Raw genomic sequence first — 26,093 nt, 5'->3', positions numbered from 1 at the left:
CTGCGCTCGATGTGACAACTTTTTTGATTATAACTACTGAAAATAAGACAATAGCTCAGCTTTTTTGGAAGCAGAAACGGAGAGTTCCTTGCCATTGGACAAGATTACACTGCCCCCCTTGCCTTTTTTATACTTGACCACTTCGGAAACGTTTACCAAATACGATTTATGGATCCTGGCAAATGGATAGGGTTGCAAGGCATCCTCAAAATATTTCAGGGTCTTACTCACCACGATTTTTTTCTTTTCCAGGTAGATTTCGGTGTAATTATCATCGGCCCGACAAAAATAAATATCGCCCACTTCCAAAACCTCAAAGCCATCCTGTTGCGGTAAGGTAATCTTTCCCTCGGCCTTGATAGGCCTTGCCTTCAACACCTGTCCCTCCAACGCATTTTCCTTCTCTTTAATGGCCCGTACATATTCCACCGCCTTAACCAACTCATCTATATTGATGGGTTTCATGAGATAATAAGCGGCGTGGTGGTTTAGGGCATCCATAGCATATTGGTTGTAGGCCGTGACAAAAATGATCTCGAACGAACGGTCTGGAATTTTGTCCAGAAGGTCAAAGGCGTTGCCAAAGGGCATTTCCACATCCAAGAACACTAAATCGGGTTCCTGGTTCTGGATCAAAGCCAATCCTTGCTCAATATTGGCGGCTTCCCCGAGGAGTTTTATCCCTTCACAGTACTTGGCCAAATAGTTCCGAAGGATTTCCCTGCTATTTGCCTCGTCCTCTATGATGATTGCCTTAAGTTCCATCATTGCTTCTTCAGTTTAAGGGACACCTTGGTCCCAGTATGGTCTTCATTTAGGTCGGAAATGGAAACATCCACCCGGTTTTTGTACATATCGTTCAATATCTCGATGCGCTTTTTGATATTCCCCATCCCTTTGGACTTTTGTTTCTTTTGATTACTGGTCTTCAGGTCTGCGGATTTTTTCCTTCCGATGCCGTTGTCCTCAATGGTGATTTCCAGCATATCATTGGTCACAGGACGCACCTTGATCTTTAAAAATCCCTTTTCCTCCTTGTAACGCAAACCGTGCCAAATAGCATTTTCAATATAGGGCTGAAGCAACATGGGAGGAATCTGAAACGCTTCAACATCCACAGTAGGATCTACCAACACTTCATAATCGAATTTATCCGCAAAGCGGGAATGTTCCAGTTTCACATAAAGCTCCAACAATTCGAGTTCCTTGGACAAGGGAATAAAGTCTTCCTCTGAATTTTCGAGTACGCTTCGCATAAGTACCGAAAACTCACTTAAAAAACGGTTGGCGCTGCGCTCGTCACTTTTAGCGATATAGTTGTTGACCGAATTGAGTGCGTTAAAAATGAAATGTGGATTCATCTGGGTTCGCAATGACCTCAATGCCAATAGGTTATTTGCCAGTTTCTGTTGTTTTCCACTACGATAGTATAAAAATGCGGTCAATGACATCATCGCAATTCCGAAGATGAGGGAATAAATGATCCACTTTTGGCGCTTGCTGGTTTCCTCGTACAATTCCTGTTCGGTAACGGCCAAGCTGTACTTGCTCTGCGAAAGTTCCCGTTCCTGTTCCAAACTTGAAATTCGGTTTTGGGTATTGGCTATTTCTCTATTAAACCGGGCTGCACGGGAGATTTCCTGTTCCTTTCTCACATACAAACTGTCCACAACGGCCACATAATCTTGATACGATTCCAGGGCTTTGGTAAAATCGCCCTTGTTCCGATACAATTCCGAAAGTTTACGGGTAGCATCTTTTTGAATGACCAGATCATCATCCTTATCGGCTTCCACAATACTTTTTTCGAGGTAGGGTATGGCCTCATCCAACTTGTCCTGGGCAATGTACGCACTGGCAATCTTGTAATTGATACGTTGAGAAGTAATGGTGTCGGCACCTGAAATACCCTTGCTTTCGCGAGGTACGCTCGGAGGGGAAAGTTGCTTGAGTTCGCTCAAACTTTTCTTGCGTTGTTGTATCTCATCACCGTACCTGCTTTTCTGGTTGTAATAATCGGCTACACGTTCACTTTCCTGAATCATTCGTTCCGGAGCCACTTTCTTGGATAGGTCCAACGAATTTCGATAATACCCTTCGGCTTCCACCTCACGATCTTCACTGGCAAAGGCATCCGCCATTTTTGAATTCAGGTCGATGATCTTGGGAGAAATCTGGTTCTTCTCCGCAATCACCAAACCTTGCTTGTAATACCCTTGCGCCTCTTTTATTTTTCCATTACCCTTGCTGGCATCACCAAGGGCTTCGAAAAGTTCCACTCGTTGATAGGGCACCATATTTTTTTCTTCGATCAAAGGGTTAAGGGTTCTGATGGCCATTTCGTTTTCCCCGTTCAAAGTATACGCTTGTCCCAATAACAACTTGGTCCGATTGGATTCCGTGGCAGAAAGGGCATCCTTAAAATTGTCGATGGCCAGGTCATATTGTTTGTGATACAAGTAGATTTCACCCAAAGTCCGAAGGGATTGGGCAAGTTCCCGTTTGTTGCCCGAAGTACCCAAGGATTCCATAGACTCAGCCACAAAATCGATGCTCTTTTCCAGACTGGATTTTTTATAAAAGTTGGCAGAATCCAACAACCTTTGATGGTCCATGGCCACACTCCTTACTTTTGATGATGTGCTTTCCCGCTTTTTGGAAATTCCGCTCGCATATCCTTCCACCAGAACATCCACATCTTCATTGGAAGTGATCCTATGACGCACGGTTTCGATCTCTGGACTTTCAAAAATGAGCATATCACCAATGGAAGCCCTTATGGTGAACTCTCCTAAACTATTCGTCTTGGTGTATTTCCCCTTGTCAGTGGACACTTCAACCCCAGAAATGGGCACATAGTTTTCCTTGCCCTTCACAGAGCCTTTGATTTCCACCTCGCCATTGGTTTGCCCCACTTGGGACATGGCAGTCAGGGTAGACATCAACAAGAAGATAAATATGTATATCTTTTTCATCATAATTGAAGTAAACTTAGTTCATCCCAAGCGTATTAAAAAATGCCTTTTTGGGGAAAGAGACTCAAATACCCTTCGATTTTACCACTTTACAAAGTCATTCGGTTCGTTGGCTCATTCCAAATGCCACTTGGCTCATTCTCGATTTTTCTTACAAAAAGATGCCCATACTTTTAGGCCATCATTTAAAAACATTGCATCATGAAACATTTGAATAGAGTATTAGGAACAGCATTCGCACTTATGGCCACCGGTGCCAGTTACGGTTGCAACCTCAAAGCGCAGGAAAAAGAAAACACGGTATTGGTAACCCAATCCATTGTGGAAAAACCGAGCAAACACTTTGTAAAGATTGCTTTGTTGTTGGATACCAGTAATAGTATGGACGGACTCATCAACCAGGCAAAAGCACAGTTGTGGGACATTGTGAACGAGTTTACCCATGCCAAATGTGGTAACGATACCCGACCCATGCTTCAGATTGCCCTTTATGAATACGGAAACGACAACCTTTCTTCCCGGGAAGGGTACATCCGTCAGGTATTGAGCTTTTCGGATGACCTGGATGAAATCTCAGAAAAACTTTTCTCCTTGACCACCAACGGAGGTGAGGAATACTGCGGAGAGGTCATTCAAACCTCATTAAAACAATTGGATTGGGGCAAGAATGCGGACGACCTTAAAATGATCTTTATCGCCGGTAACGAACCCTTCACCCAAGGCAAATTGAATTATAGGGATGCTGCGGCCAATGCCAAGGAAAAGGATGTGATCGTGAACACCATTTTCTGCGGTAATTTTCAGCAAGGCATCAGCACCGAATGGAAAAGTGGCGCCTCTTTGACCGGAGGGGAATATATGGCCATTGATCATAACCAGCAGATCGTGCACATCAATACCCCTTATGACGATGTCATCATCAAATTGAATTCCAAGTTGAACAACACCTATATTTCTTACGGTTCCATTGGCTATGAAAAGAAAGCACAACAAAGTGCACAAGACCTTAATGCAGCGGAATTAGAAGAAGCCGTTGTGGTGAAACGAGCCGTGAGCAAAAGTTCCCGACTTTATAAAAATTCCCAATGGGATTTGGTGGATGCCGTGGAAGATGATGAAGCCGTGCTTTCCAAATTGGATGACAATGACCTGCCAAAAGAATTACAAGGTAAATCCAAAAGTGAAATCAAAGCCTATGTTGATGATAAAAAAGCAGAGCGTGAAAAAATTCAAAAGGAAATACAAGAGTTGAACGCAAAGCGTGAGGCTTTCATCGCCCAAAGTCAAAAAGAAGAAAAAGGGGAATTGGAAAACGCTATGCTATCGGCCATTAAAAACCAAGCCTCCAAGAAAAATATGAAGTGGGATTAGTGTGGTGAAAATTGTCACATCGAGCGGAGTCGAGATGCCAAAACAGTTCTCGACTGCGCTCGAACTGACATTTTATAAGTTTGATTCTTAATTGTTGGCAGCCGGGCAATAACAATCATATCGTTTGCCATCATCGCTCTGACCAAAATCATACCCCAAGGTAATCTGGTGGAAACCGCCATTGTCAAAACGGATATCCCCGGATTGGTAGGAATAATTATAAGAGAACAAGAATCGGTTCACGTTCACTCCCACAATTGGCGTGAACAATTGCAAACGTTGCTCTCCAAAAGTGCCGTTGGATTGGTATTGGGCCCCATCAAAACTCCTGCGGTAAGAAAGACCTGCCCAAATGGTGCCAAAACTTACATCTTTGTACACCTTGGCGTTCAGGTCAACGGTTTTTTCCTTGGTATAATCCGTCATCTGGAATAAAATGGATGGTTCTATCCTTGTTTTTTTACCAAAAACATAACCTGCGGATAGTAGATATCTTCTCAAATTATCGAACTCGGCTGCGGTATACAGATCTCGACCACTTCCTAAAATGTTCAAAATGGCAGCATGGGCATAAAACTCGAACAAGTTGTAGGATGCTCCCAAATCCACATTGAAATAACTGGTGGTATTTTTTACTCCTGTCACCACCGGATCGGGAATCACAGACCTGAATTCCGTTTCATCCAAACTACTTAAGATCACTCCGGCACTAAGTCCGAAAGAAAGTTGGTTCAGTGTCCTGAAATCGCCACCAAGCTGCAAGTGGTGAGCATACGTACCTTTAAAACCTGTTTGGGAATGGTACCCGTTGGAATCATTGAATAGAATGCCGCCGATTCCGCTACGTTCTCCAACCCTAGAGTTGATGTTGAACGTTTGAAGGCTCGGGGCCTCGTCTACATTGAACCATTGTTTTCTGGCCGTAAGACGAATCTTGGTGCCCTCAGCAATACCCGCCATGGATGGATAGACTAAATAATAGTTATCCGCCAAGTAGTCAAAATACACGGGGATTCCTTCCTGGGCCTTGGCCAAAAAACCAAAGAACAGGGCAATTATGATCGAGGTTGTGCTGCGTCTCATGTGACGATCTGGGCTAATGGTTGTGATTTTAAAAATAATCAAACAATTAGATAACGGATTGCAAAGGACATTATTATAATATTTTGCTGCACATGTCAACTATTGGTATTTTTGTATCAAATAAAACCGATGAAAGAATATAATATCACCATAATTGCCACCAACAACCCCAAGATCATCAAATTGGAAGCCAACCATTTTTTGGTAAAGGGCAATTACGAATACAAGAATATAGACGAGGCCAAAAACTCACCCTTGGCACAGCAGCTTTTTTACCTTCCGTTCATTAAAACGGTTTACATCGCCAGCAACTTTGTGGCTTTGGAAAGGTATGATATCGTAACCTGGGATGACGTGAAGGCCGATGTGGCCCAACAATTGGTTGAATACCTGAACGCCGGGGAGCCTGTGGTAAACGAAGAGGATGTACAGAAAAAGCAGCCCATTACCGTTTATGCCGAAGTGACCCCGAACCCTTCAGTGATGAAGTTTGTTTGCAACAAGCGGATCGTACCTTCCACTTACGAGTTCAAGAACATTGATGAAGCCAAAGATGCCCCCCTGGCCAAGGAACTTTTCCATCTGCCTTTTGTGAAAGAAGTGTTCATGGATGAAAACTATGTTTCCGTAACCAAATATGATGTGGCCGATTGGGAAGAGATCAATATGCAACTGCGGGAATTTATCCGCGACTTTCTAGCCGATGGAAAGGATGTGGTGACCGCGGAGGCCCTTCAAAAAACGGAAAAATCCAAGCAACAGGAAAAGGCAAGTATCAGTTATGATGATATTTCACTACAGATAATCGATATTTTGGAGGAATACGTAAAACCTGCCGTTGCAAGTGATGGAGGTAATATCCAGTTTCAATCCTATGAAGAGGAAAGTGGAACGGTCAGTGTAATCCTGCAGGGTGCCTGCAGCGGTTGTCCATCTTCCACCTTTACCTTGAAGAACGGGATCGAGACGATGTTGAAGAATATGATGGGCGATAAAATCCGTGAGGTAGTGGCCTTGAACGGGTAATTTTAAGGATTTTCATAACGCCTTTCTGGTCAATTTTTGCTAAATTGAAGAAATTTAAAAAACATTGACCATGGCAGTTTTAAAAGTTATTGAAGTATTGGCAAATTCCGATAAAAGCTGGGAAGACGCAGCTAAAAACGCATTGGAACAGGCCGCAAAATCAGTGAAAAACATTCGTTCCATCTATATCAACGAGCAAAGTGCAACGGTTAAAGACGGAAAGATTGATGATTACAGAGTGAACGTTAAGATCACCTTTGAAGTGCAGTAACACCGCAATACAAAAAGTGCGTCCTTCGGGACGCTTTTTTTATACCCAAAAGTGAAGAAATGTCACTCAAGTTTCCATTCTTCCCCCTAATTTTGATGGCCGTCCTAGGCTGTAACCCAAAATCCAACGAAGTGACCCACGAACATACCAATGCCCTGATCCACGAAACCAGCCCCTATCTTTTGCAGCACGCCCACAATCCTGTGAACTGGGAAGCTTGGCATCCTGAGGTTCTGGAACGGGCCAAAAAAGAGGACAAACTGTTGCTCATCAGCATTGGTTATGCAGCTTGCCACTGGTGCCATGTGATGGAAAAAGAATGTTTTGAAGATCCAGAGGTGGCCAAAGTGATGAACGAGCATTTCATCAATATAAAGATTGACCGAGAAGAACGCCCCGATGTGGATCAAATTTATATGGATGCCATACAGATCATTTCCGGAAACGGTGGTTGGCCCCTGAACATTGTGGCCCTTCCCGATGGCAGACCTTTTTGGGGTGCCACCTATGTCCCTAAGGAAAATTGGATGAAATCATTACATCAATTGGCCGATTTGTATCAAAAAGACAAGCCTCGAATCACCCAATACGCTTCGGACCTTGCCAACGGACTTCATGCTATTAATTTGGTGGAGCACAACAAGGAAAGTGACCTTTTCAACTTGGAACAATTGGAGGCTTCGGTCCATAATTGGTCCCAATATTTTGATATCTTCTTGGGCGGGCATAAAAGGGCACCCAAATTCATGATGCCCAATAATTGGGAATTTTTGTTGCACTATGCCACAACCCAAAATCGTAAGGACATTATGGAATTTGTGGACACCACCCTAACCCGTATGGCCTATGGAGGCATTTTTGATCATGTGGGTGGAGGATTCTCGCGATATGCCGTGGATACCAAATGGCACGTTCCCCATTTTGAAAAGATGCTCTACGACAACGGGCAATTGATCAGTCTGTATGCTAAAACCTATGCCGTCACCAAAAACGAACTTTACAAAAAGGTAGTAGAGGAAACCATAGCTTTTACAAAGGAGGAACTGTTAGATGAAAACGGAGGTTTTTATTCTTCTTTGGATGCCGATAGTCTCGATGAACATGGAAATCTTGAAGAAGGAGCTTATTACGTATGGATGAAGGAAGAATTGGAACGACTACTAGGAAATGACCTTGAGGTCTTTCAGGATTATTTCAACATTAATTCCTACGGGCTTTGGGAAGAGGAAAATTATGTACTTATTCGGGATAGGAATGATGAAGAATTGGCCCAAAAACATGGAATTTCCGTTCTGGGATTACAGAAAAAAATGAAGGCCGATCTGGCCATCTTAAAAAAGGAAAGAAGCAAACGTCCCAAACCCAGATTGGACGACAAGATCCTAACCTCATGGAATGCCCTGATGCTAAAGGGACTCATAGATGCCTATAGATATTTGGGAAACCAAGAATACTTGGATTTGGCTTTGAAAAATGCCGATTTTATCCAAAAGGAAATGGTAAAAGAAGACCATTCGCTTTATCGCAATCATAAACAAGGTAAAAGCACCATCAATGCCTTTTTGGAAGATTATGCCACCTTGATTGACGCATATATTTCTTTATACGAAGTCACTTTTGATGAGCAATGGCTATACAATGCCAAAAGTTTGACCGATTATGCGCATCAGCATTTTTTTGATGTAGATTCTGGTATGTATTTTTTCACTTCGGATGAAGACCGCTCTTTGATCCGACGGAGCATTGAGACCAATGATAATGTAATCTCTTCTTCCAACTCCATTATGGCCAACAACCTGTTTAAGTTGGACAAACTTTTTTATGGGGAAGGATATGGTTCCATCGCTACCCAGATGCTTAAAAACGTACAGCAAGATTTTGGTCAACGCGCGCAAGGATATGCCAATTGGTTGCATCTGGTCCTATACTTGAACCAAAATTTTTACGAGATTGCCCTTGTTGGAACACAATCAAAAACCATGGGAACGGAAGTAGCATCACACTATATCCCCAATAGTATTTTAGCCGGTTCCAAAGGAAAAAGCAACTTGGAATTACTACAAAACAGGGAAGTTCCGGATAAAACCTTGGCCTATGTTTGTATTGAAGGAGCCTGTAAGTTGCCTGTCAGCACTGCAGAAGAAGTCTTGGTCCAAGTCATGTATCCCGAACAAGATTAACAATTGTTTACCTTTCATTTTTTTTATTTTAAGGTAATAATGATTAGGTTGTCCACAAAACAGAAAACTTTATGACACAACTGGAAAACTATCAAGAATACGTTGATAAAGCCGTACTATGGGGGCTTGGAGTACTACCAAACCTTGTAATGGCCATCATTATCTTTTTTGTCGGATTTTGGGTCATCAGGTTCATCAATAAAATGGTCGGTCGCTTTTTCGCCAAGAAAGATTACGATGAGACCTTGGAATCTTTTCTTCAGAGTTTTATCAGCATTGCCTTAAAAGCCCTGCTGTTTGTTTTGGTGGTTACCCAGTTGGGAGTCAAAACCTCATCTTTGGTTGCTATTATCGGTGCCGCAGGTTTGGCCATCGGTTTGGCGCTACAAGGATCCTTGGCAAACTTTGCCGGTGGTGTGCTCATTCTCATATTTAAACCGTTTAAAGTGGGCGATTTTATTTCTGCTCAAGGCATTGATGGCACTGTAAAGGAAATATCCATTTTCAATACAAAATTGAGCACTTTTGGCAACCAGATAGCCATTCTTCCGAACGGGCAATTGTCCAACGGCAACATTATTAATTTTAATATGGAAAGCACCCGTCGCGATAAAATTGATGTTGGAATCGGGTATGGCTCTAACATCAAGGAAGCAAAAGAAATTCTTTTGGAAATCTGTGCCGAAAATCCAAATATCAACACTGAACCCGCCCCGGAAGTATACGTTGGTGCATTGGGTGATAGTTCCGTAGATCTGACCCTACGCTTTTGGGCGAACAATGATGTTTTCTGGGCCGCCCATTTTTATGTGATCGAGCAAACCAAGTTACGCTTTGATGCTGCCGGAATCGAAATCCCTTTCCCGCAAAGAGTTATGCACCAAGCCTTAAAAGGTTAGGTATTCTTTTTTGTCTGAAGGACAAAATCCTTTAAATAATAGGGTTCAAAATAAGCCACATCCTCAAATTCCGCTTTTTGGAATTTTTGATGGGCCAGTATAGCCATTTGCTTTGCAGAAGGCACCACAGTGGTATAAAAATTGAAGTTAGGAGCCTGCAGGATCGGCTTGCACTTTTCCGCACCACTACCCACAACATGCACTTTGGAAAACGAGGCATAATCCCCAAAAGAATTCTCATCAATGATTTCGGCACGGGTTTCCCGGATCTCTTGGTATTGATGGTCAAACACGCAGGAATACACCTCCATTCTTCTGGCATCCAAAACAGGAATGACAACCTCCCCTTCCTTCAAGCTAATCTGATGGGCCATACTTTCCAAAGTGGGGATGGAAATTAAAGGCAAATCCAAGGAAAAGCAAAGTCCCTTAGCTGCAGAAACTCCAATTCGAAGACCAGTATAGGAACCAGGGCCTTTACTGATGGCAACGGCTTCTAGGTCTGAAAATGACAAAGAAGCCTCTTGCAAGGCTTCTTTGATAAAAATGTGCAATTGTTCCGAGTGCGAATAATCTGCTGCATTGTCCTCTTTTAGACAAAGGATTTCATTGCCTTTGGAGACACTTACGGAGCAATTGGTGGTAGCTGTTTCTAAGTTTAGTATGATGGCCATAGCGGCCACAAAGATACTAGTTTAATGAAATGGGCAAACCAAAGTAGAACTCCAATATTTTAAGTCGGAAAATATAATCGTACTTGGTACGGATCACATCTGCCTTCGCATTGTCTACCCTAGCCTGGGCTTGACTAAAGTCAAAGGCGTTCATCAACCCATTGTCATAACGCTCCTTGGCATAATCGTAAGCCAGCGTGCGGGCTTCCAAAGACTTCAGAGCAGCCTCATAGGCTTTTTCAAAAGTACTTACATCTACATAGGCCTGTTGAATGGTATTCTCCAAAGCCAATTTATCCTGTTCGAACTGCACTTTTGCTTTTTCCAAACTGATCTGGGAACGTTTCACATTGTTACGAGTGCTCCATCCGTTAAATATGGGAACGTTCAATTGTGCTCCGTAGCTGATACCATCAAAAATCCACAACTGATCGGTAAAATTTGGTGTATATACACCACCATTACCATCAGGAATTTGGGTAACATCGGAATAACGGCTACCATATTGGAAGAAAGCTCCCAGGGTAGGCAAATAAGCTCCCTTGGCAATCTTTAGATCCTGTTCCGCCAATTGCACGTTTGATTCAGAAAATTTGATGTCATTTCTAAAGGTCAAGGCCTTATCAAAAATCACTTTGGCAGAGTTTTTCAAAATATCGGATGGTGGAATGGCAAACTCTTCCTCGGCTATATCAAAGTTTTCATAATCCGTAAGTTGCAGCAATTGGGCCAAGTTTACACGGGCTATCAACACATTGCCCTCACCGTTCACGATTTGTTGTTCCTGATTGGCGGCAGTTGCCTCAATTTCCAACAGATCGCCCTGTGGCAAAACCCCTGATGCAACCAGTTCCCTGGTCTTTTTCAAATCTTGCTCCGTAACAGCATACTGTGCCCTAAAAGTCTTCAATTGTTCCTTTCCTGATAACACCAACAAATAGGCATTGGCTACATTCAAACGGATATCATCCTTTAGGTTATCCAATCGATATTGGCTGGAAATGGCACTCATTTTGGCCCGATTCAATTGATGAATATTTCTTAACCCGTTGAATAAGGTCACATTGGAGCTAATACTTGCATTTACGTTGAACGCAGTACTGTTCGTTGGCAAGTTGTTCGTTGGGTTAATGGAGAAACCGGTGTTACTTGATACCGAAGTTGAACCGTTCAAGTTTGGAAGCAGGTCACCGAGAGCATCCGACTTATCGATTTTGACATTTTCCAGATCCAATTCAAACTGCTGTATGGTCAAATTGTGTTCCACTGCATATTCCACACATTCCTGAAGCGTCCATTTGCGCATTTGCGCCGTGGACACGGAGACCGTGAACAACAGTAGGAGTATCGTTATGCTATTTTTCATTCGTTTTTTGATTTTTGGTTCTTAATTATTGGTCAGCTGTTATTAGTTATCCTCGGATTTTTTCTCCAGCTTGTTCCAAACCTTGATCTTGGAATTTTCATCGATTCCGGAAACCACTTCCACATCGATACCATCACTTACACCCAACTCCAGGTCTTTTCTTTCGAACTTGTTCTCACCTGTTTCTACTTCAACATAAGGTTTTTCCGTATCCTTATCGAACTGTAGCAAAGCTTCTTTAATGGACAGCACATCCTTCTTCTCTTCCAAAACAATGGAAGCATTGGCACTGTACCCTGCACGGACATAAGAAGTAGTATCGGTCAAAGCCAAATCGCCCTCAATCTTAAACTGTACGGCTCCTTCCTCTTCCACACCTTTAGGTGCGATGAACTTCAACTTGGCCTCAAACTTTTGCTCCTCCAAAGCTCCCAGACTAATTTCCAAAGGCATACCTACATGTAATTTTCCTACCTCGGCTTCATCTACTTCCCCTTCGAAGATCATTTTACCCATATCGGCAATGGTGGCAATGGTGGTACCATCGTTAAAGTTGTTACTTTGGATCACCTGGTCTCCTTCTTTCACCGGAATTTCCAAAATGGTTCCGGAAACGGTGGCCCTGATATTGGTGTTGGCGCTAACCGATCCACCGGCAGATCCTTTTCTAATGATTTGGTAATCGGCCTGGGCATTTTTCAACTCTTGGGTGGCTTGATCATAGGTCAATTTCAAGGTGTTGAAATCTTGACTGGAAATCACCCCTTTATCGAACAATACTTTGTTCCTGTCATATTCAATTTTGGCATTGTTTAAGGCCAATTCGGCATTGCGTACCCTACCGGCCGCTTGGTTCAAGGACTGCTCGTTTGGAACAACTTTGATTACCGCGATAAGGTCTCCGGCCTTAACTTTTACCCCTTCTTCCAAAATGATCTTGTCTATGATTCCGGATATTTGGGGTTTGATATTGATCTCGTCTTCTGGAATGACCTTTCCCGTAACAATTACCTTGTTCACAATATCCTTGCGGGTGGCGGTTTCGGTCTTGTAGAGTTCAACGGGTGTACTGTTCTGTTTTAGAAAGTATACCATGGCAGCCAAAATCCCAATGACCGCTACCCCTATCAATCCGTACTTTACATACTTGTTCATTATCGTTTATTTGATTCGTTATTTATTTGTGTTGATTATTCTTCTCTTAAAGCTTCAATTGGCCTTACCCTTACTGCGCGGTTTGCCGGAATCAATCCGATCAAAACACTCAGTCCGACCATCAATATAAAGGAGACCAAAAACTGTGGTACACTGATCATGGGCTTCACGAAAGGGAAATCGTCCCCACTGCCCCACATGGAATCCATTATGGATAAAATTCCAACGGAAATGGCAAAACCAACCAGACCCGCAAATGTGGTCAATACAATGGCTTCCACCACAATTTGTCGTTTCACGATTTTTGGAGTGGCTCCCAATGCTCTCCGTACTCCAATCTCTTTGGTCCTTTCCTTTACCGTAATCAATAAAATATTACTGATGGCGATAACCCCTGCGAGCAAGGTAAAAATGCCTATGAAAAAGGAGAATCCTTGAAGCACCGTGGTAAAGGCGGTAATGTTGTTAAAGATCTCTGACATATCAAAACTTCCTATGGCACGTTCGTCATCAGGATGTATGTCATATTTGGCCTTTAAAATATCCTTGATCTGGTTTTCTACCACTGGAACAGGTGTATTTTCCTTTACTGCAATGGCCATCCATCCCATTAAATCTCCAGAATTGAATGCTTTTTGAAAGGTGGCAAACGGGATGAACACGGCATTCTCCCCATCAATGTTGATGTTGTTATTGGGTTTGTAAATACCTACAACAGAAAAATATACTCCGTTGATCCGAATATCTTCACCAATGGCATTTTCTCCCTTATCAAACAATAGTTTGTAAGTTTCCTCACCGATAACACAGACCTTTTTGGATTGGTCCATATCGGTCTGGTTCAAAAATCGACCTTCAACCAGTTTCTTTTTGGTGATGTTATCAATTTCCGGGTAATCCCCATAAACGGATGAACCACTGGTCTGGCCATTTCTATAAACGGTTACCGTTCCCCTGTGGCTTGCCAATTCAATCCTGGGCGCCAATACTTCAATTTCAGGAATCTGTTTTTTCAGAATATCGGCATCCTCAATTTTATAGCGGATCCTACGCCCCCTTTCAAACCCTTTGTAGGGCATGGAGGTCTGTTGCCCCCAAACAAACAAACTATTGGAAGCCGTTCCGGCAAAAATCTTATTGAAACCGTTACTCATACCATTGGCAGAACCCAGCAATAGTACCAATATGACCATGGCGAAAATCACACCCAGCATGGTCAAGAAAGTACGGAACATGTTCTTGCCCAATGTGTGAAAAATCTCAATCCATAAGTCCCTGTCGAATACCCACATATTATTTATCGCTTAGTGCTACAATAGGTTTAACATTTGCTGCCTTCATGGCCGGTAACAGGCCGGCCAATACCCCAGCAATGATCAATATGATGGTGGCGGTAATTACTGTAGAGGCACTTACCGATGGATTGCTAAAGGCAGGCGTCTGGAACATAGGACCCAGTGCCGCCAGTATCAACCATGCAATCAATAACCCTACAAATCCGGAAATGGCAGTGATGAAAACAGATTCCAAGAGCACTAGATTTATTATTTGCCTAGGTCTTGCCCCCAACGCTTTACGCACTCCAATTTCCTTGGTCCGTTCCTTGATCGTGAAGACCATAATGTTACCGATTCCCACGATACCGGATATCAATATCAAAAAGGCAACACCGATACCCACTCCATTCAATACTGCAGTAAAACTGCTGATATTGTCAAAAGCTTCCGCATAGTTCCAAACATTGAGTCCAGATTGATCCTCAGGATCTACTTTGTGCCTTCTTTTCATCAAATCCTCCAATCGTCCTGAAAATTCGAGGGCCTTGGTCAAATCGTATTCTGGGTTATAGGTAAGGGCAATGGTATTAATGTCATTGGTATTCCCGTAGATACGCTGATAGGTGCCCAATGGGGCATGTATCCTTCGTTCCGCATTGTCATCCCCATCATCCGTAAAAATACCTACAACCCTAAACGGCAATCCGTTGATTTCTACAAAATTCCCTAGCGGGTCTTCTTTTTTGAACAGATCCTCGGCAACTTTCCTACCAATTACAGCCACTTTTGCTTTGTTAACCTGATCGGCCTCGTTGATATACCTTCCGGCCATAACCAACGTTTTTTCAATGATCTGATCATTTGGCAACACGGCCTGTACAGAATAGGACCCTGTTTCACTTTTGTATCTGGCCGTACCATTGGCATAATATCGGGCGCTGATGTATTCAATATCGTCAGGAAAGCTTCTTTTGATATATTCAATATCGTCGTTCTTGAACTGGATCCTTCTGCCAGCTTCAAATCCGCCATAGGCTTTGGAAGTGGTGCCGGAGCGGACAAAGATGGAATTGGTGGCATCATCATTGAACTGATTGTAAAAACCGTTCTGCATACCGTTGACCGAAGCCAACAACATCACCAAGATAAAGATGGCCCATCCTACGGAAAACCCCGTTAAAAAGGTCCGAAGTTTGTTCGTCTTAATCGTGTTGAAAATTTCCTGCCAAACGTCGCGATCAAACATATTGCCCAGCTCTTACTTGTTCAATTTTTTTATCCTCCACGATTACACCGTCCTTAAGGTGAACAATGCGTTTGCACATATGCGCAATATCCTCTTCGTGGGTCACCACTAAAATGGTATTGCCTTCATCGTTGATTTTTTGGATCAGGTCCATGACCTCATAAGAAGTTTTACTGTCCAAGGCTCCCGTTGGCTCATCCGCCAAGAGCACTTTGGGTTCCGCTGCCATGGCCCTGGCAATGGCCACCCTTTGCTTTTGCCCACCAGAAAGTTCCGATGGATGATGGCTTGCCCAAGGTTTTAGACCTACCCTGTCCAAATACTGCATAGCCTTTTCCTGACGTTCCTTCCTTGGTACTTTTTGATAGTACAGGGGAAGCGCCACATTCTCCAAGGCACTTTTGTAATTGATCAGGTTGAAGGATTGAAAGATGAAGCCCAGAAACTTGTTCCTGTATTGGGCTGCTTTGGTTTCGCTAAGATCTTTGATAGGCACCCCATCCAAGGTATACTCCCCTGTATCAGCACCATCCAACATGCCCAAAATGTTCAACAAGGTGGATTTACCCGATCCCGAAGATCCCATAATGGCCACTAGCTCCCCTTCTTCTACTTTAAAATTGATTCCCTTTAATACATGAAGGGAGTTGCTGCCCATTTTATAGGACTTATGAAGATCTTTGATTTCTATCATGATTGGTTATGTTAGCTATCTTTTTTAACCTCTTGCTTGTTAGACCTACAAGTTGTTAAATTGTTACAGCATTTATTTAAATTTTTTGTTAAATGATTGATTGGAGGCCTATTCTTCTGCGATTGCGTTCCAAACTTTTATCTTATCCGTAGCTGCCAGACCCGATTTGATCTCCACAAAGATGCCGTCACTGACCCCTAATTTCACATCGCGACGTTCAAATTGTTGGTTGGCAGTTTCCACTTCCACGAATGGTTTTTTGGTGTCCCCATCAAACTGAACCAAGGCTTCTTTAACGGCCAACACACTATCGGCACGGGCTAAAATAATAGAGGCATTGGCACTAAGCCCGGCCCTAATGAAAGTAGTGTCCTGTTTTTTCAAGGACCCTTTGATCTCGAACTGAATGGCCCCATTTTCCTCTTTTCCTTTTGGGGCGATGTAATCCAGAACGGCATCAAATACTTTATTTTCAATGGCACCAACCGTAATTTCCAACGGAAGGTCTTCTTTGATTCGGCCTACTTCAGATTCATCCACCTTGCCCTCAAAGATCATTTTGTTCACATCGGCGATGGCGGCAATGGTGGTCCCTTCATTAAAATTGTTGCTCTCTATGACCTGGTTACCCACTTCTACAGGCACCTCCAAAACCATTCCACTCACGGTGGCCCTGATCATGGTATTGGCTGCATTGCTAAAACCACTGGTGGTTCCCGTTTTCACGATATCATATCTTTTATTGGCGGCCGCATAGGCTTGTTTGGCCTGATCATATGTGACCTGGGCACGCTCCATATCAGTTTTGGAGATGACTCCCTTACCAAATAGTGTGGTTTGACGCTCCAGATTTCGCATTTGGTCATCAAGATTGATCTTGGCTTCATCAATGGCGTTCTTGGCATCGTTAAGTGCCGAAAGGTTGGGAACGACTTTGATCTTGGCCAACAAATCGCCAGATTTAACAAAATCCCCACCTTCCACAAATATTTCCTCTATCACCCCAGAAATGTTGGGTTTGATCAATACTTCTTCCAAAGGAAGAATACTGCCTGTGGCCACTGCTTTTTTTACAATGGTCTGTGTGGATGGTGTTTCGGTCTCATAGATTATCGGGTCCTCCGCATTTTTCTGATAGAGATAATACATGGAGCCACCGAACACGATCACGATGAGCAACAGGATGGCAATGGTTACCGACTTTTTCATTTTTGTATGCTATTATTTTGATTGATTTCTATTTATTCTGTTCGCAATGCTTCAATGGGCCTGACCCGAATGGCACTCTGCGCCGGGATAAACCCGGCCAATAATCCAGAGACCATTAAAATGGTCAGAGCACCTGTCACCACCCCAACACTCACACTGGGGCTCATGAACATATCCACTGGACCAACGCTATCCAAAAGGGAATTGATCCCGAAAATGACCAAGGATCCAAAGATGATACCCACCATCCCTGAAATCAGGGTCAAAAAGATGGATTCCATTAAAATCTGTTTTTTTATGGACCAAGGTTGTTCCCCCAAAGCCCTTCGGATTCCGATTTCCTTGGTACGTTCCTTCACCACGATCAGCATAATATTACTGACCCCGATAATTCCGGAAAGCAACACCATGATTCCCACGATATAGGCCACGGCCTTCAATGCACCGAATAGGCTTTCCACCCGATTGTATTGTTCGTACAGGTCAAAATAACCAACAGCCCGGGTATCTTCAGGATGCACTTTGTGTCTCTCTTTCATTACACTCACAATCTTATCCTTCAACACGGAAATGGAACTGCCATCATTGGCCGTAATGGCCATCCAACCTACATCTTCTCCCCTGTTAAAGGCTTGGGAAAACGAAGTGAAGGGCACAAAAATCTCCTTTTGACCTTCTTCCCCTCCTCCGCTATTGTTCTTTTTATAGGTACCGATTACCAGAAAATTCACGCCTTGAATTTTTATGTAGGTCCCCAACGGATCTTCATCCTTATCGTATAGATCATTTTGGACCCCCAACCCAATAATGGCCACTTTTCTTTTCTCGTTGATGTCGTTGTAGTTCAAAAACCTTCCCGAAGTAACCGCCATGGGATCTTGATTGATGATTTCCGGATAATCGCCATACACATTGTAAGCACCGGTTCGAATGCCATGCACTACGTTGTTGTTCCCCCCAAATCCGCCCAATTGGTTCCTTGGAGAAATAAACCGAAGGTTGGGTACATTATCCCGAATGGCCTGCACGTCATCTATCTTAAACTCAAATCGCCTGCCCTGGGGCAACCCTTCATAAGCTCGGGTAGTAGCACGCGTCCACATGAACATGGTATTGGTGGCGATATCGCCAAAATCCTTTTTGATACCATTTTCAAGACCCTTACCTGCGGCCAATAACACAATGAGGATAAAGATTCCCCAACAAACCCCGAAAGCCGTAAAAATTGTCCGCCACGCATTTTTCGTAAGCACCTCCAGTATTTCCTGCCATCTATCTCTATTGAACATCTTGTTTTACTTTGGCATTTTTTATTCGTCCCGAAGGGATTCTATCACTTTAACTTTTGCAGCACGGTAAGCTGGGACAAAACCCGCCAAAGTACCTGCCGCAATCAGCACGAGGACTGTGGAAAAGGCTACATTGAAATTTACGGAAGGGTTCATTACATAATCCACTTCAATATTGGGACCCACAAGTTCCAACAAAGTCATACTGAAAATCAACCCGGCAAACCCTGAAATGGCTGTAACAAAAATGGCCTCGTGCAGGATCATCCCGATGATGGACCATGGTTTGGCCCCCAATGCCTTTCGTATCCCAATTTCACGAGTACGTTCTTTTACCACGATCATCATAATATTGCTGACACCAACCACACCGGCAATGATGGTACAAATGCCCACAAACCAGAAAAAAATCTTGATGTTGTTGGTAAGTCCGTAGTATCTTTTTGCCTCTTCCATGGCACTCCAAACTTGCAAGGCGCCTGTGTCATCAGGAGCAATGGTATGCACCTGTTGCAAATATTTGTTCAGGCCATTTTTAAAATCAATGGCCTGGGCCACTGCTTCGTCAAAGTCTTCCACAGGAGGAAGGGTAAAGGACATATTGTTCACTCGGTTGCCTCCATTAAAGGCTTTTTGGGCTGTGGTTATGGGAATATAAATACGTTCCTCCTCACGGTCTTCCATTTCCTTGTAAACACCAATGACCTTGAAAGGAATTCCGGAAATATCAATGAACTCTCCGATTGGTGTTTCCACTTTGTTGAATACATCCTTTTTGATCTTATTGCCAATGATGGCCACTTTGCCTGCACTCGTTTCATCTTGGTAATTGATGAACCGACCTTCTATCATGGAGGCATTCTCTATAAATTGAAAATCGGCCGACACTCCCTGTACTCCATAAATAAGGGCTTCCTTTCCGTAGTTGACCGTTACCCCACGCACAAAGGTGCGTGATGAACCATACTCAATTTCGTTGTTGAACATGGCCGTGGCATTGTCGTAATTTTCATTGACCAACTGAATGGGTCTACCTGGATTAAGGCCTTTGTATTCTTTGGAAGTAACCCCTGGCCAGACCCAAACACTGGTAGAGGCATCTTCCTTGAACTCGTGCTCAATACCATTACGCATGCCTTGCCCAAAACCTAAAAGGATGACCAAAATGAAGATACCCGAAGCCACGGAAAGCCCGGTTAAAAAAGTACGGAGTTTGTTCTTTCGGATGGTGTCAAATATTTCTTGCCACCGCTCTAGGTCGAACATAGGTTAGCGATTTTGATTGATGAAATACGCAAGCGTACATCTATTAGATGAAAAAAAGCGCTAAATGTTACACTTCAAAAGAAAAAAAGTGAGGTCTGGGGCTTATCCCCTCATTTTTCTGTAGATAAAATAGAAAAGGCCGGCGATCAAAACGTAAGGAACGGCCATTAAATACACAATGCCATTGTTGATGCCTTCGGCCGTACCACCTTCCGCTTCACTTTCCACCACTGCACGGCACATGGCACATTGTGCATCCATCACCGATGGAAAAGCAAAAAGTAAAACCAGAATTAAAAGCAGTCTAGCCTTCATCTCAAATCAATATTGGTAGTAAGGGGAAATCATAAGAAAAACTATCACCCCTGTTACGGCAACATATAGCCAAATAGGGAATGTATACTTGGCCCAAAGCCTGTGGCTTTCAAAATCATCCAAATACACTTTGGAATAGGTAATCAATACCAAGGGAATCACTGAAATGGACAGTACAATATGTGTTAAAAGAATAAAATAGTATACATATTTTATAAAACCTTCCCCACCGTATATGGTGGTTTCCGAAGTCATGTGATAAGCAACATACATCACCAAAAACAAGGTTGACAATACGATGTTAGTGGTCATCAATTTTTGGTGGAGCGACTGCTTGCCATTTTTAATGGCAATGACTGCAATCACCAACAAAATGGCCGTTAACCCATTAATGGTTGCATAAATGGGTGGCAAAAACGATAGGGGTTTTGCATTGGGTATCTTATAACCGAACAACAATGCCACCACTAATGGTATCGCAATGGATATTACCGTAATCCATTTATTGAACCGCTTTTCCCTCAAAGAAATTTCCTCGGTCATTCTGCCAATAATTTTTTAATGTCCTCTTTTAAAATGGTAATCTGTTGGGGCTCGCCCTCATCGTTTACCCCTTCCTTTTCCATAATGGTACCCCTGTAATAAATCAGGGGGTTACCGTATTCATCTTCACGGGAACGAAGATACCCATTTTTATCTACCAATGCGAACATTCCAGAGTGTTCAAACCCCCCGGGGGCCTCTTCATCCTCATTGGCAAAAATGTAAAATCCCTCTTGAGCCAAAGTATAAATTACTTGCTGGTCTCCGGTCATTAGATGCCAATCCTCATCGGTGATACCATATTTTTCAGCGTATTTTTTCAGGATTGAAGGACTATCGTACCTTGGATTTATGGTAAAGGAAGCCACTCCAAAATCATCATCATCTTTGAAGGTCTTTTCAATCTCCACCAAATTTTTGGTCATGATCGGGCAAATGGTAGGGCAAGTGGTAAAGAAAAATTCCACCACATAGACTTTGCCGAGATAATCCTTGTTGGAGATCACTACGCTATCCTGGTCCAAGAAGGAGAACTCGGGAACCTTTCTTCTTTGGCCTTCGTTCACGATAAAGGCCAATGGCCTGTGCTGCATTCCCACGCTCATACGGTCGTTTTCCACAATGGATCCACCTTTTATACGTTTGGTAATCTCATACACGGCAAAACTGCCAAAAATCAAGATGATGGCAGATACCCAAACATAGGTGTATTTCTTTTTGCTATTTGATCCTGTCGGCATTGTTCTTTTTTAGGGCTAGGCGATATTCTGCCAGAATAATCTTGACATCGTCCACCATTTTATTGTTAAGATCCGCCACGGAAGAGGTATCAAAACCGTATTTCATGCCTTGATCCTCATCATCGTTTCTTCCGCGAAGGGCCAAATCTTTATCGATAATAAACACATAAGGGGTTGAAAGGTCATTGGCCAGTTTCAAATCTGTTCCAAGCCAATTAAAATAAGATTGCACCTCCTCCTCTGAACCGTAAACAAAATACCATTTATCCACTTCGGAAAGTTCTCCAAGTTCCTTTTTAAGCTCCATGGCCTTGGCTTCATTCCCTTCGGGAACCACCATGACCACCTGAAAGTCGTTGAATTCCCCAAACCGCTTGTAAATCTTTTGGTTCAGGTTAAAAGCATACCCTTTTTTGTTTTCCAAATCGTTGCCTAAAAATCCCAAAACCGTAATCTTACCTTTTAACTGCACATTCGGGTCCATTTCGGTTATATCAGGAACCTTATCAGTCAAAATGGGAAGTTTGCCAAAGTTGTTCACACCGGAGGCAAAAAACAGATAGGCTACCACCGGGAACACGAAAAGAATAAATAAAACTGCCTTTTTCTTCATGGGAATTTCAACTGTACAAAAATAAAAAAAGACGGTTGGAAAACCGTCTTTTCATATCGTTAATACTTTATTAGAAGTTCCAAGTTACAAACCCGTCCTTGTATACGGTATAGATGTAATCCGCTTCAAAAAGCAAGATGAAAATCAAATAACAAATAAGAAACACAGGGGTCCAGACGATAACCCTTCTCAAAGAGGTTTTCTCATCACGCAAGTGCATAAAGTCCCAAGCAATGTAGTAGGCCTTTACCAAGGTAAGGATGATAAAGATCCAGTTAAGCAATTTCATACCCAACAAATGGCTATGGGTCAACGCTCTTGGTTTACTGATACCCAGAAATACCTCCACAGAAGTCACAATGGAAAGGAATATCAATACGCCCCATATTTTTTGGGTGTTCGACTTAAATTTTAAAAGTCCTCTAAAAATTTCGAGTTTATGATCGTGTGCCATGAAAAATCAATGTTTTAAACCAAGTAAAAGAATGTAAATACGAATACCCAAACCAAATCCACAAAGTGCCAGTAAAGACCAACTTTCTCTACCATTTCATAATGGCCCCTGCGCTCATAGGTCCCCAAAATTACATTGAAGAAAATAACAATGTTGATGATAACCCCTGAGAATACGTGGAATCCGTGGAATCCTGTAATGAAGAAGAAGAAATCTGCAAACAATCTGTGACCGTATTCGTTGTGGACAAGATTGGCACCTTCCACCACCTGAACGGCATGTGAAATTTGTGTAAGCGATTGCGCCCTATCCAAAACGGTCTTGTGGCCTTCTTCATTCAATTGTTCGGTTCTGATAACAATGTTCGGGTTCGCTTTAAAACCTTCCACAACCTCGTTCAAGGAGAAAGATGTTTTGTATCCTTCGCCCTCAAACCAAATGCCTTCACTCTTTTCGTGTTTTACCCTTTCTTCTGGAAGTGTCTTAGCAAATTCCGCCAAAGATAATCTTGCTCCGCTTTCTGCATCCACAAACTGAAGAATTTTCCCGGCTTTGGTCTCAACGGCACCATGGTCTCCCCTGATGAAGGTAGCCCATTCCCAAGCCTGTGACCCAACGAAGATTAGACCACCGATAATGGTAAGGAACATATAGATGATCACCTTGTTCTGCTTCATTTTGTGCCCCGCGTCCACGGCCAATACCATGGTTACAGAAGACATAATCAGAATAAAGGTCATAAAGGCCACATAGTACATTGGAAAGTTACCGTGGAAAAAGGGTACGTGCGTGAAAACCTCATCGGCAATTGGCCAAAGCTCAATGAATTTGAACCTTGAAAAGCCATAAGCCACCAAAAATCCAGAAAAGGTAAGTGCATCAGACATGATAAAGAACCACATCATCATTTTTCCATAGCTAGCGCCCAGAGGTTGATTACCACCTCCCCAAACGCTTTCTTCAGTACCGGTTGTTACCGTTGCATCCATATAAAAGGTCGTTTTATTAAAACTTTCACAAATTTACACCTTTTGATGTATTCGAAAAGATAAAGTTGAAGTAAAACTACTCCAACCTAAATTTATTTCATGAAATACATGAAGACGATCAAATACACCCAAATAAAATCCAAAAAATGCCAAAATGTAGCACCCAGTTCCAGCCCCAACATTTTCCCAGACGTGTACTTACCCCTCAATTGCTGCACCATCACCACCAAAAGAGTGATCAAACCAGCCACAACGTGGGCAATGTGCACGGCGGCAAGCAAAAACACGTAGGACATTTTAATGTTGCTCGTGGGTCCCGTAAAATAATATCCATTCTCCAACATTTGTGAGAATCCGATAAACTGTAACACAATAAAAGTAACACCCAAAACCAAAGTGGTCGCCAAAAATATGGTGGCTTGCTTTTGGTTCTCCTTTTTGATGGAAGATTTTGCCAGCCAATAGGTAATGCTACTCAAAATGATGATTGCCGTACTTATGAAAAACGCTTGTGGCAACTCCAGGTCACTGATCCAATCCTCGCGTTTGCTACTCACAATGTAGGCACTCGTCCAACCGGCAAAGCCCATGGTCAAACTCACAATTCCGAACCAGAGCATCATCTTTTTCGCCCGGATTACTTTTTCTTCTTCTGTTCCTTGGGTTAAATCCATATCAACTTACAAACTTGTCTATAACGTAAATTACTTGAATCAATGAAATATAGGTCACACTGGCCAACATCAGTTTTCTTGCAGATGCATTGTCCCTGTTTTCATACAGTTTGAACGCAAAGAACAACATCACCAATCCGGCCAAGAACACCAATACAGCCGACACAACGGACAATTGCAATCTACCGGTGATCCCAAACACTGGGATAATTGAAATCACGATCATCCAAAACGTATAAAAAATGATCTGAATGGCAGTTCCCTTATCCTTATTTCCTGTGGGAAGCATTTTAAATCCCGCTCTTTTGTAGTCTTCGTCCAACATCCAACCCAAAGCCCAAAAATGGGGAAATTGCCAAAAGAATTGAATCATAAAAAGGGTTCCTGGTTCTATGCCGAAATCATCCGTAGCTGCCACCCATCCCAACATAAAAGGAATGGCCCCAGGAAATGCTCCTACAAATACCGAAAGCGGTGTTTTAGTCTTTAGCGGAGTGTATACACTGGTATATAAAAAGATGGAAATAGCGCCGAACATGGCAGTCTTGGGACTTAATGCCAAAAGTGAAAGAATACCTAGGACCGTTAACGTTATGGCAATGGTCAACGCGGTTTTTACCGACATTCTTCCAGAGGGAATGGGTCGGTTTTTGGTCCGGTTCATCAAGGCATCCAAGTCCTTTTCTATGACTTGGTTATACGCATTGGAAGCCCCAACCATGCAATAGCCACCAAAGGTGAGCAACAAAACGGAAACGAGATTGATTTGGTAGGCACCCAAAAAATACCCCGCTATGGATGAGAACACCACACTGATGGCCAACTTGGCCTTGGTGATTTCCTTGAAATCGGTATAAATCAAGGAGAGGGTATTGTTTTTAACGGAACCTACTGCAGATTTCATCCACTAAGTTAATTGGCTGGCAAAGATAACGTCAGTGGTTATCTTATGCAACCTAAGTTGTGGTTTTATGATTCACTTGCAACAAATTGAAAATGAAATGCCGTAAAAAAAGCCCTGATGTGATTATCAGGGCTTTTTCCATTCCTGCCTCAACAGGAATCAACTATATTTTACTGCAATTTGAAGGTAATCGGAATACTGAAAGGTACTTTTACCGGTCTTCCCCTTTGCTTACCTGGGGTCATTTTAGGCAATTTCTCAATGATTCTTCTTGCTTCAGCTTCCAAGTTTTTATCTGGTCCACGCATTCTGATATCCCCGATGCTTCCATCTTTCTGGATTACGAAAATTACGCTCACCCTTCCTTGAACACCCATTTCTTGGGCGATTTCAGGATAACGGAAGTTTTTACGGATATGCTCCTGCATTTGATCTTGGAAACAGGCTTTTTTATCTTTGGCACCTTCGCAACCTGGAAATACGGGTACATCCTCGATTACGGCAAAAGGAACAGAAATATCTTCTTCAACCTCTTCAACCTCTACCTCTTCGATTTCAACCACTTCTTCTTCTTGGCTGGTTTCGGTAGACTCGATTACGGTTTCCTCCACTTCTTCCTCATCCTCTACAACCTCGATCACTTCTGGTGCTGCTGGAGGTGGTGGAGGTGGTGGAGTCTTGATCTGCTCCGTCATCGGAACTTCTTCGTCCAACTGATCTTCTACGTTCAAGGCAATGTCATAATCGTTCGCCTTGTCGTATTTCTTCCACTCCATAGCGCCATAGACCAAAGCCAAAACAGCAGCCATCCCTACAACAAAGTAAAGGGAGCTGTTTCTACCTACGTCCGCTTTTGGATTCTTTTTTAGTTCCATCCTTT

The 26,093-nt window shown here is 42.8% G+C and carries 26 protein-coding genes; 5 read left to right on the top strand and 21 right to left on the bottom strand.

The window, feature by feature from the left end; genetic code table 11:
• Nucleotides 1–33 precede the first annotated feature (33 nt).
• Together LKX84_RS10100 and LKX84_RS10095 are read right to left on the bottom strand one after the other, a co-directional pair.
• Complete coding sequence (locus tag LKX84_RS10100; RefSeq protein WP_228237237.1) at nt 34–765, bottom strand: LytR/AlgR family response regulator transcription factor; 732 nt, start codon at nt 763–765, stop codon at nt 34–36.
• On the bottom strand, nt 765–2,978 hold the full coding sequence (locus LKX84_RS10095; RefSeq protein WP_228237046.1) for a histidine kinase: 2,214 nt from the start codon (nt 2,976–2,978) through the stop codon (nt 765–767). The genes LKX84_RS10100 and LKX84_RS10095 overlap by 1 nt, the downstream gene beginning before the upstream one ends.
• Before the next feature lie 198 nt (nt 2,979–3,176).
• On the opposite strand from LKX84_RS10095, the gene LKX84_RS10090 reads away from it, so the two are divergent.
• Complete coding sequence (locus LKX84_RS10090) at nt 3,177–4,346, top strand: vWA domain-containing protein (RefSeq protein WP_228237045.1); 1,170 nt, start codon at nt 3,177–3,179, stop codon at nt 4,344–4,346.
• 87 nt (nt 4,347–4,433) lie between these two features.
• Here the strand turns inward: LKX84_RS10090 and LKX84_RS10085 are convergent, their stop codons facing one another.
• On the bottom strand, nt 4,434–5,429 hold the full coding sequence (locus tag LKX84_RS10085; RefSeq protein ID WP_228237044.1) for a type IX secretion system membrane protein PorP/SprF: 996 nt from the start codon (nt 5,427–5,429) through the stop codon (nt 4,434–4,436).
• A gap of 129 nt (nt 5,430–5,558) precedes the next feature.
• Here LKX84_RS10085 and LKX84_RS10080 point away from each other — a divergent pair, with 129 nt between their 5' ends.
• From LKX84_RS10080 to LKX84_RS10065, 4 genes are all read left to right on the top strand, one after another.
• Nucleotides 5,559–6,455 carry a NifU family protein gene (locus LKX84_RS10080; RefSeq protein WP_228237043.1) on the top strand — a complete coding sequence of 299 codons (897 nt, stop codon included), beginning with the start codon at nt 5,559–5,561 and terminating at the stop codon, nt 6,453–6,455.
• Nucleotides 6,456–6,525: 70 nt separating this feature from the next.
• Nucleotides 6,526–6,726: a dodecin family protein gene (locus LKX84_RS10075; RefSeq protein WP_119648456.1), complete on the top strand. Its 201-nt coding sequence runs from the start codon at nt 6,526–6,528 to the stop codon at nt 6,724–6,726.
• Between the two features lie 59 nt (nt 6,727–6,785).
• Nucleotides 6,786–8,906, top strand: a complete 2,121-nt coding sequence (locus LKX84_RS10070) for a thioredoxin domain-containing protein (RefSeq protein ID WP_228237042.1) — start codon at nt 6,786–6,788, stop codon at nt 8,904–8,906.
• 71 nt (nt 8,907–8,977) lie between these two features.
• Entirely contained in the window at nt 8,978–9,805 is an 828-nt protein-coding gene (locus LKX84_RS10065; protein WP_228237041.1) for a mechanosensitive ion channel family protein, read from the top strand.
• Here the strand turns inward: LKX84_RS10065 and tsaB are convergent.
• The 18 genes from tsaB to LKX84_RS09975 form a co-directional block, all read right to left on the bottom strand.
• Nucleotides 9,802–10,479 carry a tRNA (adenosine(37)-N6)-threonylcarbamoyltransferase complex dimerization subunit type 1 TsaB gene (gene tsaB / locus LKX84_RS10060; protein WP_228237040.1) on the bottom strand — a complete coding sequence of 226 codons (678 nt, stop codon included), beginning with the start codon at nt 10,477–10,479 and terminating at the stop codon, nt 9,802–9,804. The genes LKX84_RS10065 and tsaB overlap by 4 nt on opposite strands.
• 16 nt (nt 10,480–10,495) lie before the next feature.
• Complete coding sequence (locus LKX84_RS10055; protein ID WP_228237039.1) at nt 10,496–11,845, bottom strand: TolC family protein; 1,350 nt, start codon at nt 11,843–11,845, stop codon at nt 10,496–10,498.
• Nucleotides 11,846–11,887: 42 nt separating this feature from the next.
• Nucleotides 11,888–13,000, bottom strand: a complete 1,113-nt coding sequence (locus tag LKX84_RS10050) for an efflux RND transporter periplasmic adaptor subunit (protein WP_228237038.1) — start codon at nt 12,998–13,000, stop codon at nt 11,888–11,890.
• A 35-nt stretch (nt 13,001–13,035) separates the two neighbouring features.
• On the bottom strand, nt 13,036–14,292 hold the full coding sequence (locus tag LKX84_RS10045; RefSeq protein WP_228237037.1) for an ABC transporter permease: 1,257 nt from the start codon (nt 14,290–14,292) through the stop codon (nt 13,036–13,038).
• Between the two features lies 1 nt (nt 14,293).
• Entirely contained in the window at nt 14,294–15,523 is a 1,230-nt protein-coding gene (locus LKX84_RS10040) for an ABC transporter permease (RefSeq protein WP_228237036.1), read from the bottom strand.
• Nucleotides 15,516–16,217, bottom strand: coding sequence for an ABC transporter ATP-binding protein (locus LKX84_RS10035; protein WP_228237035.1), 702 nt, complete (start codon nt 16,215–16,217; stop codon nt 15,516–15,518). Before LKX84_RS10035 ends, LKX84_RS10040 begins: the two co-directional genes overlap by 8 nt.
• Before the next feature lie 108 nt (nt 16,218–16,325).
• On the bottom strand, nt 16,326–17,426 hold the full coding sequence (locus tag LKX84_RS10030) for an efflux RND transporter periplasmic adaptor subunit (RefSeq protein ID WP_228237034.1): 1,101 nt from the start codon (nt 17,424–17,426) through the stop codon (nt 16,326–16,328).
• A gap of 32 nt (nt 17,427–17,458) precedes the next feature.
• A complete protein-coding gene (locus LKX84_RS10025) occupies nt 17,459–18,715 on the bottom strand; it encodes an ABC transporter permease (protein ID WP_228237033.1) in 1,257 nt (418 codons plus the stop codon).
• A gap of 21 nt (nt 18,716–18,736) precedes the next feature.
• Nucleotides 18,737–19,981 (bottom strand): ABC transporter permease, encoded by a 1,245-nt coding sequence (locus tag LKX84_RS10020; protein ID WP_228237032.1) that lies wholly within the window; start codon nt 19,979–19,981, stop codon nt 18,737–18,739.
• A 102-nt stretch (nt 19,982–20,083) separates the two neighbouring features.
• Entirely contained in the window at nt 20,084–20,296 is a 213-nt protein-coding gene (locus tag LKX84_RS10015; RefSeq protein WP_228237031.1) for a hypothetical protein, read from the bottom strand.
• 6 nt (nt 20,297–20,302) lie between these two features.
• Nucleotides 20,303–20,839, bottom strand: a complete 537-nt coding sequence (locus LKX84_RS10010) for a DUF420 domain-containing protein (protein ID WP_228237030.1) — start codon at nt 20,837–20,839, stop codon at nt 20,303–20,305.
• Entirely contained in the window at nt 20,836–21,579 is a 744-nt protein-coding gene (locus LKX84_RS10005) for an SCO family protein (protein ID WP_228237029.1), read from the bottom strand. The genes LKX84_RS10010 and LKX84_RS10005 overlap by 4 nt, the downstream gene beginning before the upstream one ends.
• Entirely contained in the window at nt 21,560–22,192 is a 633-nt protein-coding gene (locus LKX84_RS10000) for a hypothetical protein (protein WP_228237028.1), read from the bottom strand. Before LKX84_RS10000 ends, LKX84_RS10005 begins: the two co-directional genes overlap by 20 nt.
• 70 nt (nt 22,193–22,262) lie before the next feature.
• Nucleotides 22,263–22,646 carry a cytochrome C oxidase subunit IV family protein gene (locus LKX84_RS09995; protein ID WP_228237027.1) on the bottom strand — a complete coding sequence of 128 codons (384 nt, stop codon included), beginning with the start codon at nt 22,644–22,646 and terminating at the stop codon, nt 22,263–22,265.
• A 14-nt stretch (nt 22,647–22,660) separates the two neighbouring features.
• Nucleotides 22,661–23,635, bottom strand: a complete 975-nt coding sequence (locus tag LKX84_RS09990; protein WP_228237026.1) for a cytochrome c oxidase subunit 3 — start codon at nt 23,633–23,635, stop codon at nt 22,661–22,663.
• A 92-nt stretch (nt 23,636–23,727) separates the two neighbouring features.
• Nucleotides 23,728–24,309, bottom strand: coding sequence for a heme-copper oxidase subunit III (locus LKX84_RS09985; RefSeq protein ID WP_228237025.1), 582 nt, complete (start codon nt 24,307–24,309; stop codon nt 23,728–23,730).
• Nucleotide 24,310: 1 nt separating this feature from the next.
• On the bottom strand, nt 24,311–25,213 hold the full coding sequence (gene cyoE / locus LKX84_RS09980) for a heme o synthase (protein ID WP_228237024.1): 903 nt from the start codon (nt 25,211–25,213) through the stop codon (nt 24,311–24,313).
• 170 nt (nt 25,214–25,383) lie between these two features.
• Nucleotides 25,384–26,088, bottom strand: coding sequence for an energy transducer TonB (locus LKX84_RS09975; RefSeq protein WP_228237023.1), 705 nt, complete (start codon nt 26,086–26,088; stop codon nt 25,384–25,386).
• Nucleotides 26,089–26,093 lie beyond the last annotated feature (5 nt).

The organism is Allomuricauda sp. M10, assembly GCF_020782875.1.
GTDB lineage: Bacteria > Bacteroidota > Bacteroidia > Flavobacteriales > Flavobacteriaceae > Flagellimonas.
The sequence above is the reverse complement of the archived record's forward strand: the minus strand, read 5'-3'. Positions and strand labels throughout refer to the sequence as shown.

What these genes read in the sequence shown, in the direction of transcription:
- LKX84_RS09985 (WP_228237025.1), bottom strand. Translation starts at nt 24,309, where the DNA reads ATGGATTTAACCCAAGGAACAGAAGAAGAAAAAGTAATCCGGGCGAAA.
- LKX84_RS10030 (WP_228237034.1), bottom strand. Translation starts at nt 17,426, where the DNA reads ATGAAAAAGTCGGTAACCATTGCCATCCTGTTGCTCATCGTGATCGTG.
- LKX84_RS10040 (WP_228237036.1), bottom strand. Translation starts at nt 15,523, where the DNA reads ATGTTTGATCGCGACGTTTGGCAGGAAATTTTCAACACGATTAAGACG.
- LKX84_RS10095 (WP_228237046.1), bottom strand. Translation starts at nt 2,978, where the DNA reads ATGATGAAAAAGATATACATATTTATCTTCTTGTTGATGTCTACCCTG.
- LKX84_RS10070 (WP_228237042.1), top strand. Translation starts at nt 6,786, where the DNA reads ATGTCACTCAAGTTTCCATTCTTCCCCCTAATTTTGATGGCCGTCCTA.
- cyoE (WP_228237024.1), bottom strand. Translation starts at nt 25,213, where the DNA reads ATGAAATCTGCAGTAGGTTCCGTTAAAAACAATACCCTCTCCTTGATT.
- LKX84_RS10075 (WP_119648456.1), top strand. Translation starts at nt 6,526, where the DNA reads ATGGCAGTTTTAAAAGTTATTGAAGTATTGGCAAATTCCGATAAAAGC.
- LKX84_RS10035 (WP_228237035.1), bottom strand. Translation starts at nt 16,217, where the DNA reads ATGATAGAAATCAAAGATCTTCATAAGTCCTATAAAATGGGCAGCAAC.
- LKX84_RS09995 (WP_228237027.1), bottom strand. Translation starts at nt 22,646, where the DNA reads ATGGCACACGATCATAAACTCGAAATTTTTAGAGGACTTTTAAAATTT.
- LKX84_RS10055 (WP_228237039.1), bottom strand. Translation starts at nt 11,845, where the DNA reads ATGAAAAATAGCATAACGATACTCCTACTGTTGTTCACGGTCTCCGTG.
- LKX84_RS10100 (WP_228237237.1), bottom strand. Translation starts at nt 765, where the DNA reads ATGGAACTTAAGGCAATCATCATAGAGGACGAGGCAAATAGCAGGGAA.
- LKX84_RS10025 (WP_228237033.1), bottom strand. Translation starts at nt 18,715, where the DNA reads ATGTTCAATAGAGATAGATGGCAGGAAATACTGGAGGTGCTTACGAAA.
- LKX84_RS10000 (WP_228237028.1), bottom strand. Translation starts at nt 22,192, where the DNA reads ATGAAGAAAAAGGCAGTTTTATTTATTCTTTTCGTGTTCCCGGTGGTA.
- LKX84_RS10080 (WP_228237043.1), top strand. Translation starts at nt 5,559, where the DNA reads ATGAAAGAATATAATATCACCATAATTGCCACCAACAACCCCAAGATC.
- LKX84_RS10045 (WP_228237037.1), bottom strand. Translation starts at nt 14,292, where the DNA reads ATGTGGGTATTCGACAGGGACTTATGGATTGAGATTTTTCACACATTG.
- LKX84_RS10010 (WP_228237030.1), bottom strand. Translation starts at nt 20,839, where the DNA reads ATGACCGAGGAAATTTCTTTGAGGGAAAAGCGGTTCAATAAATGGATT.
- LKX84_RS10015 (WP_228237031.1), bottom strand. Translation starts at nt 20,296, where the DNA reads ATGAAGGCTAGACTGCTTTTAATTCTGGTTTTACTTTTTGCTTTTCCA.
- LKX84_RS10090 (WP_228237045.1), top strand. Translation starts at nt 3,177, where the DNA reads ATGAAACATTTGAATAGAGTATTAGGAACAGCATTCGCACTTATGGCC.
- LKX84_RS10085 (WP_228237044.1), bottom strand. Translation starts at nt 5,429, where the DNA reads ATGAGACGCAGCACAACCTCGATCATAATTGCCCTGTTCTTTGGTTTT.
- tsaB (WP_228237040.1), bottom strand. Translation starts at nt 10,479, where the DNA reads ATGGCCATCATACTAAACTTAGAAACAGCTACCACCAATTGCTCCGTA.
- LKX84_RS09990 (WP_228237026.1), bottom strand. Translation starts at nt 23,635, where the DNA reads ATGGATGCAACGGTAACAACCGGTACTGAAGAAAGCGTTTGGGGAGGT.
- LKX84_RS09975 (WP_228237023.1), bottom strand. Translation starts at nt 26,088, where the DNA reads ATGGAACTAAAAAAGAATCCAAAAGCGGACGTAGGTAGAAACAGCTCC.
- LKX84_RS10020 (WP_228237032.1), bottom strand. Translation starts at nt 19,981, where the DNA reads ATGTTCGACCTAGAGCGGTGGCAAGAAATATTTGACACCATCCGAAAG.
- LKX84_RS10050 (WP_228237038.1), bottom strand. Translation starts at nt 13,000, where the DNA reads ATGAACAAGTATGTAAAGTACGGATTGATAGGGGTAGCGGTCATTGGG.
- LKX84_RS10065 (WP_228237041.1), top strand. Translation starts at nt 8,978, where the DNA reads ATGACACAACTGGAAAACTATCAAGAATACGTTGATAAAGCCGTACTA.
- LKX84_RS10005 (WP_228237029.1), bottom strand. Translation starts at nt 21,579, where the DNA reads ATGCCGACAGGATCAAATAGCAAAAAGAAATACACCTATGTTTGGGTA.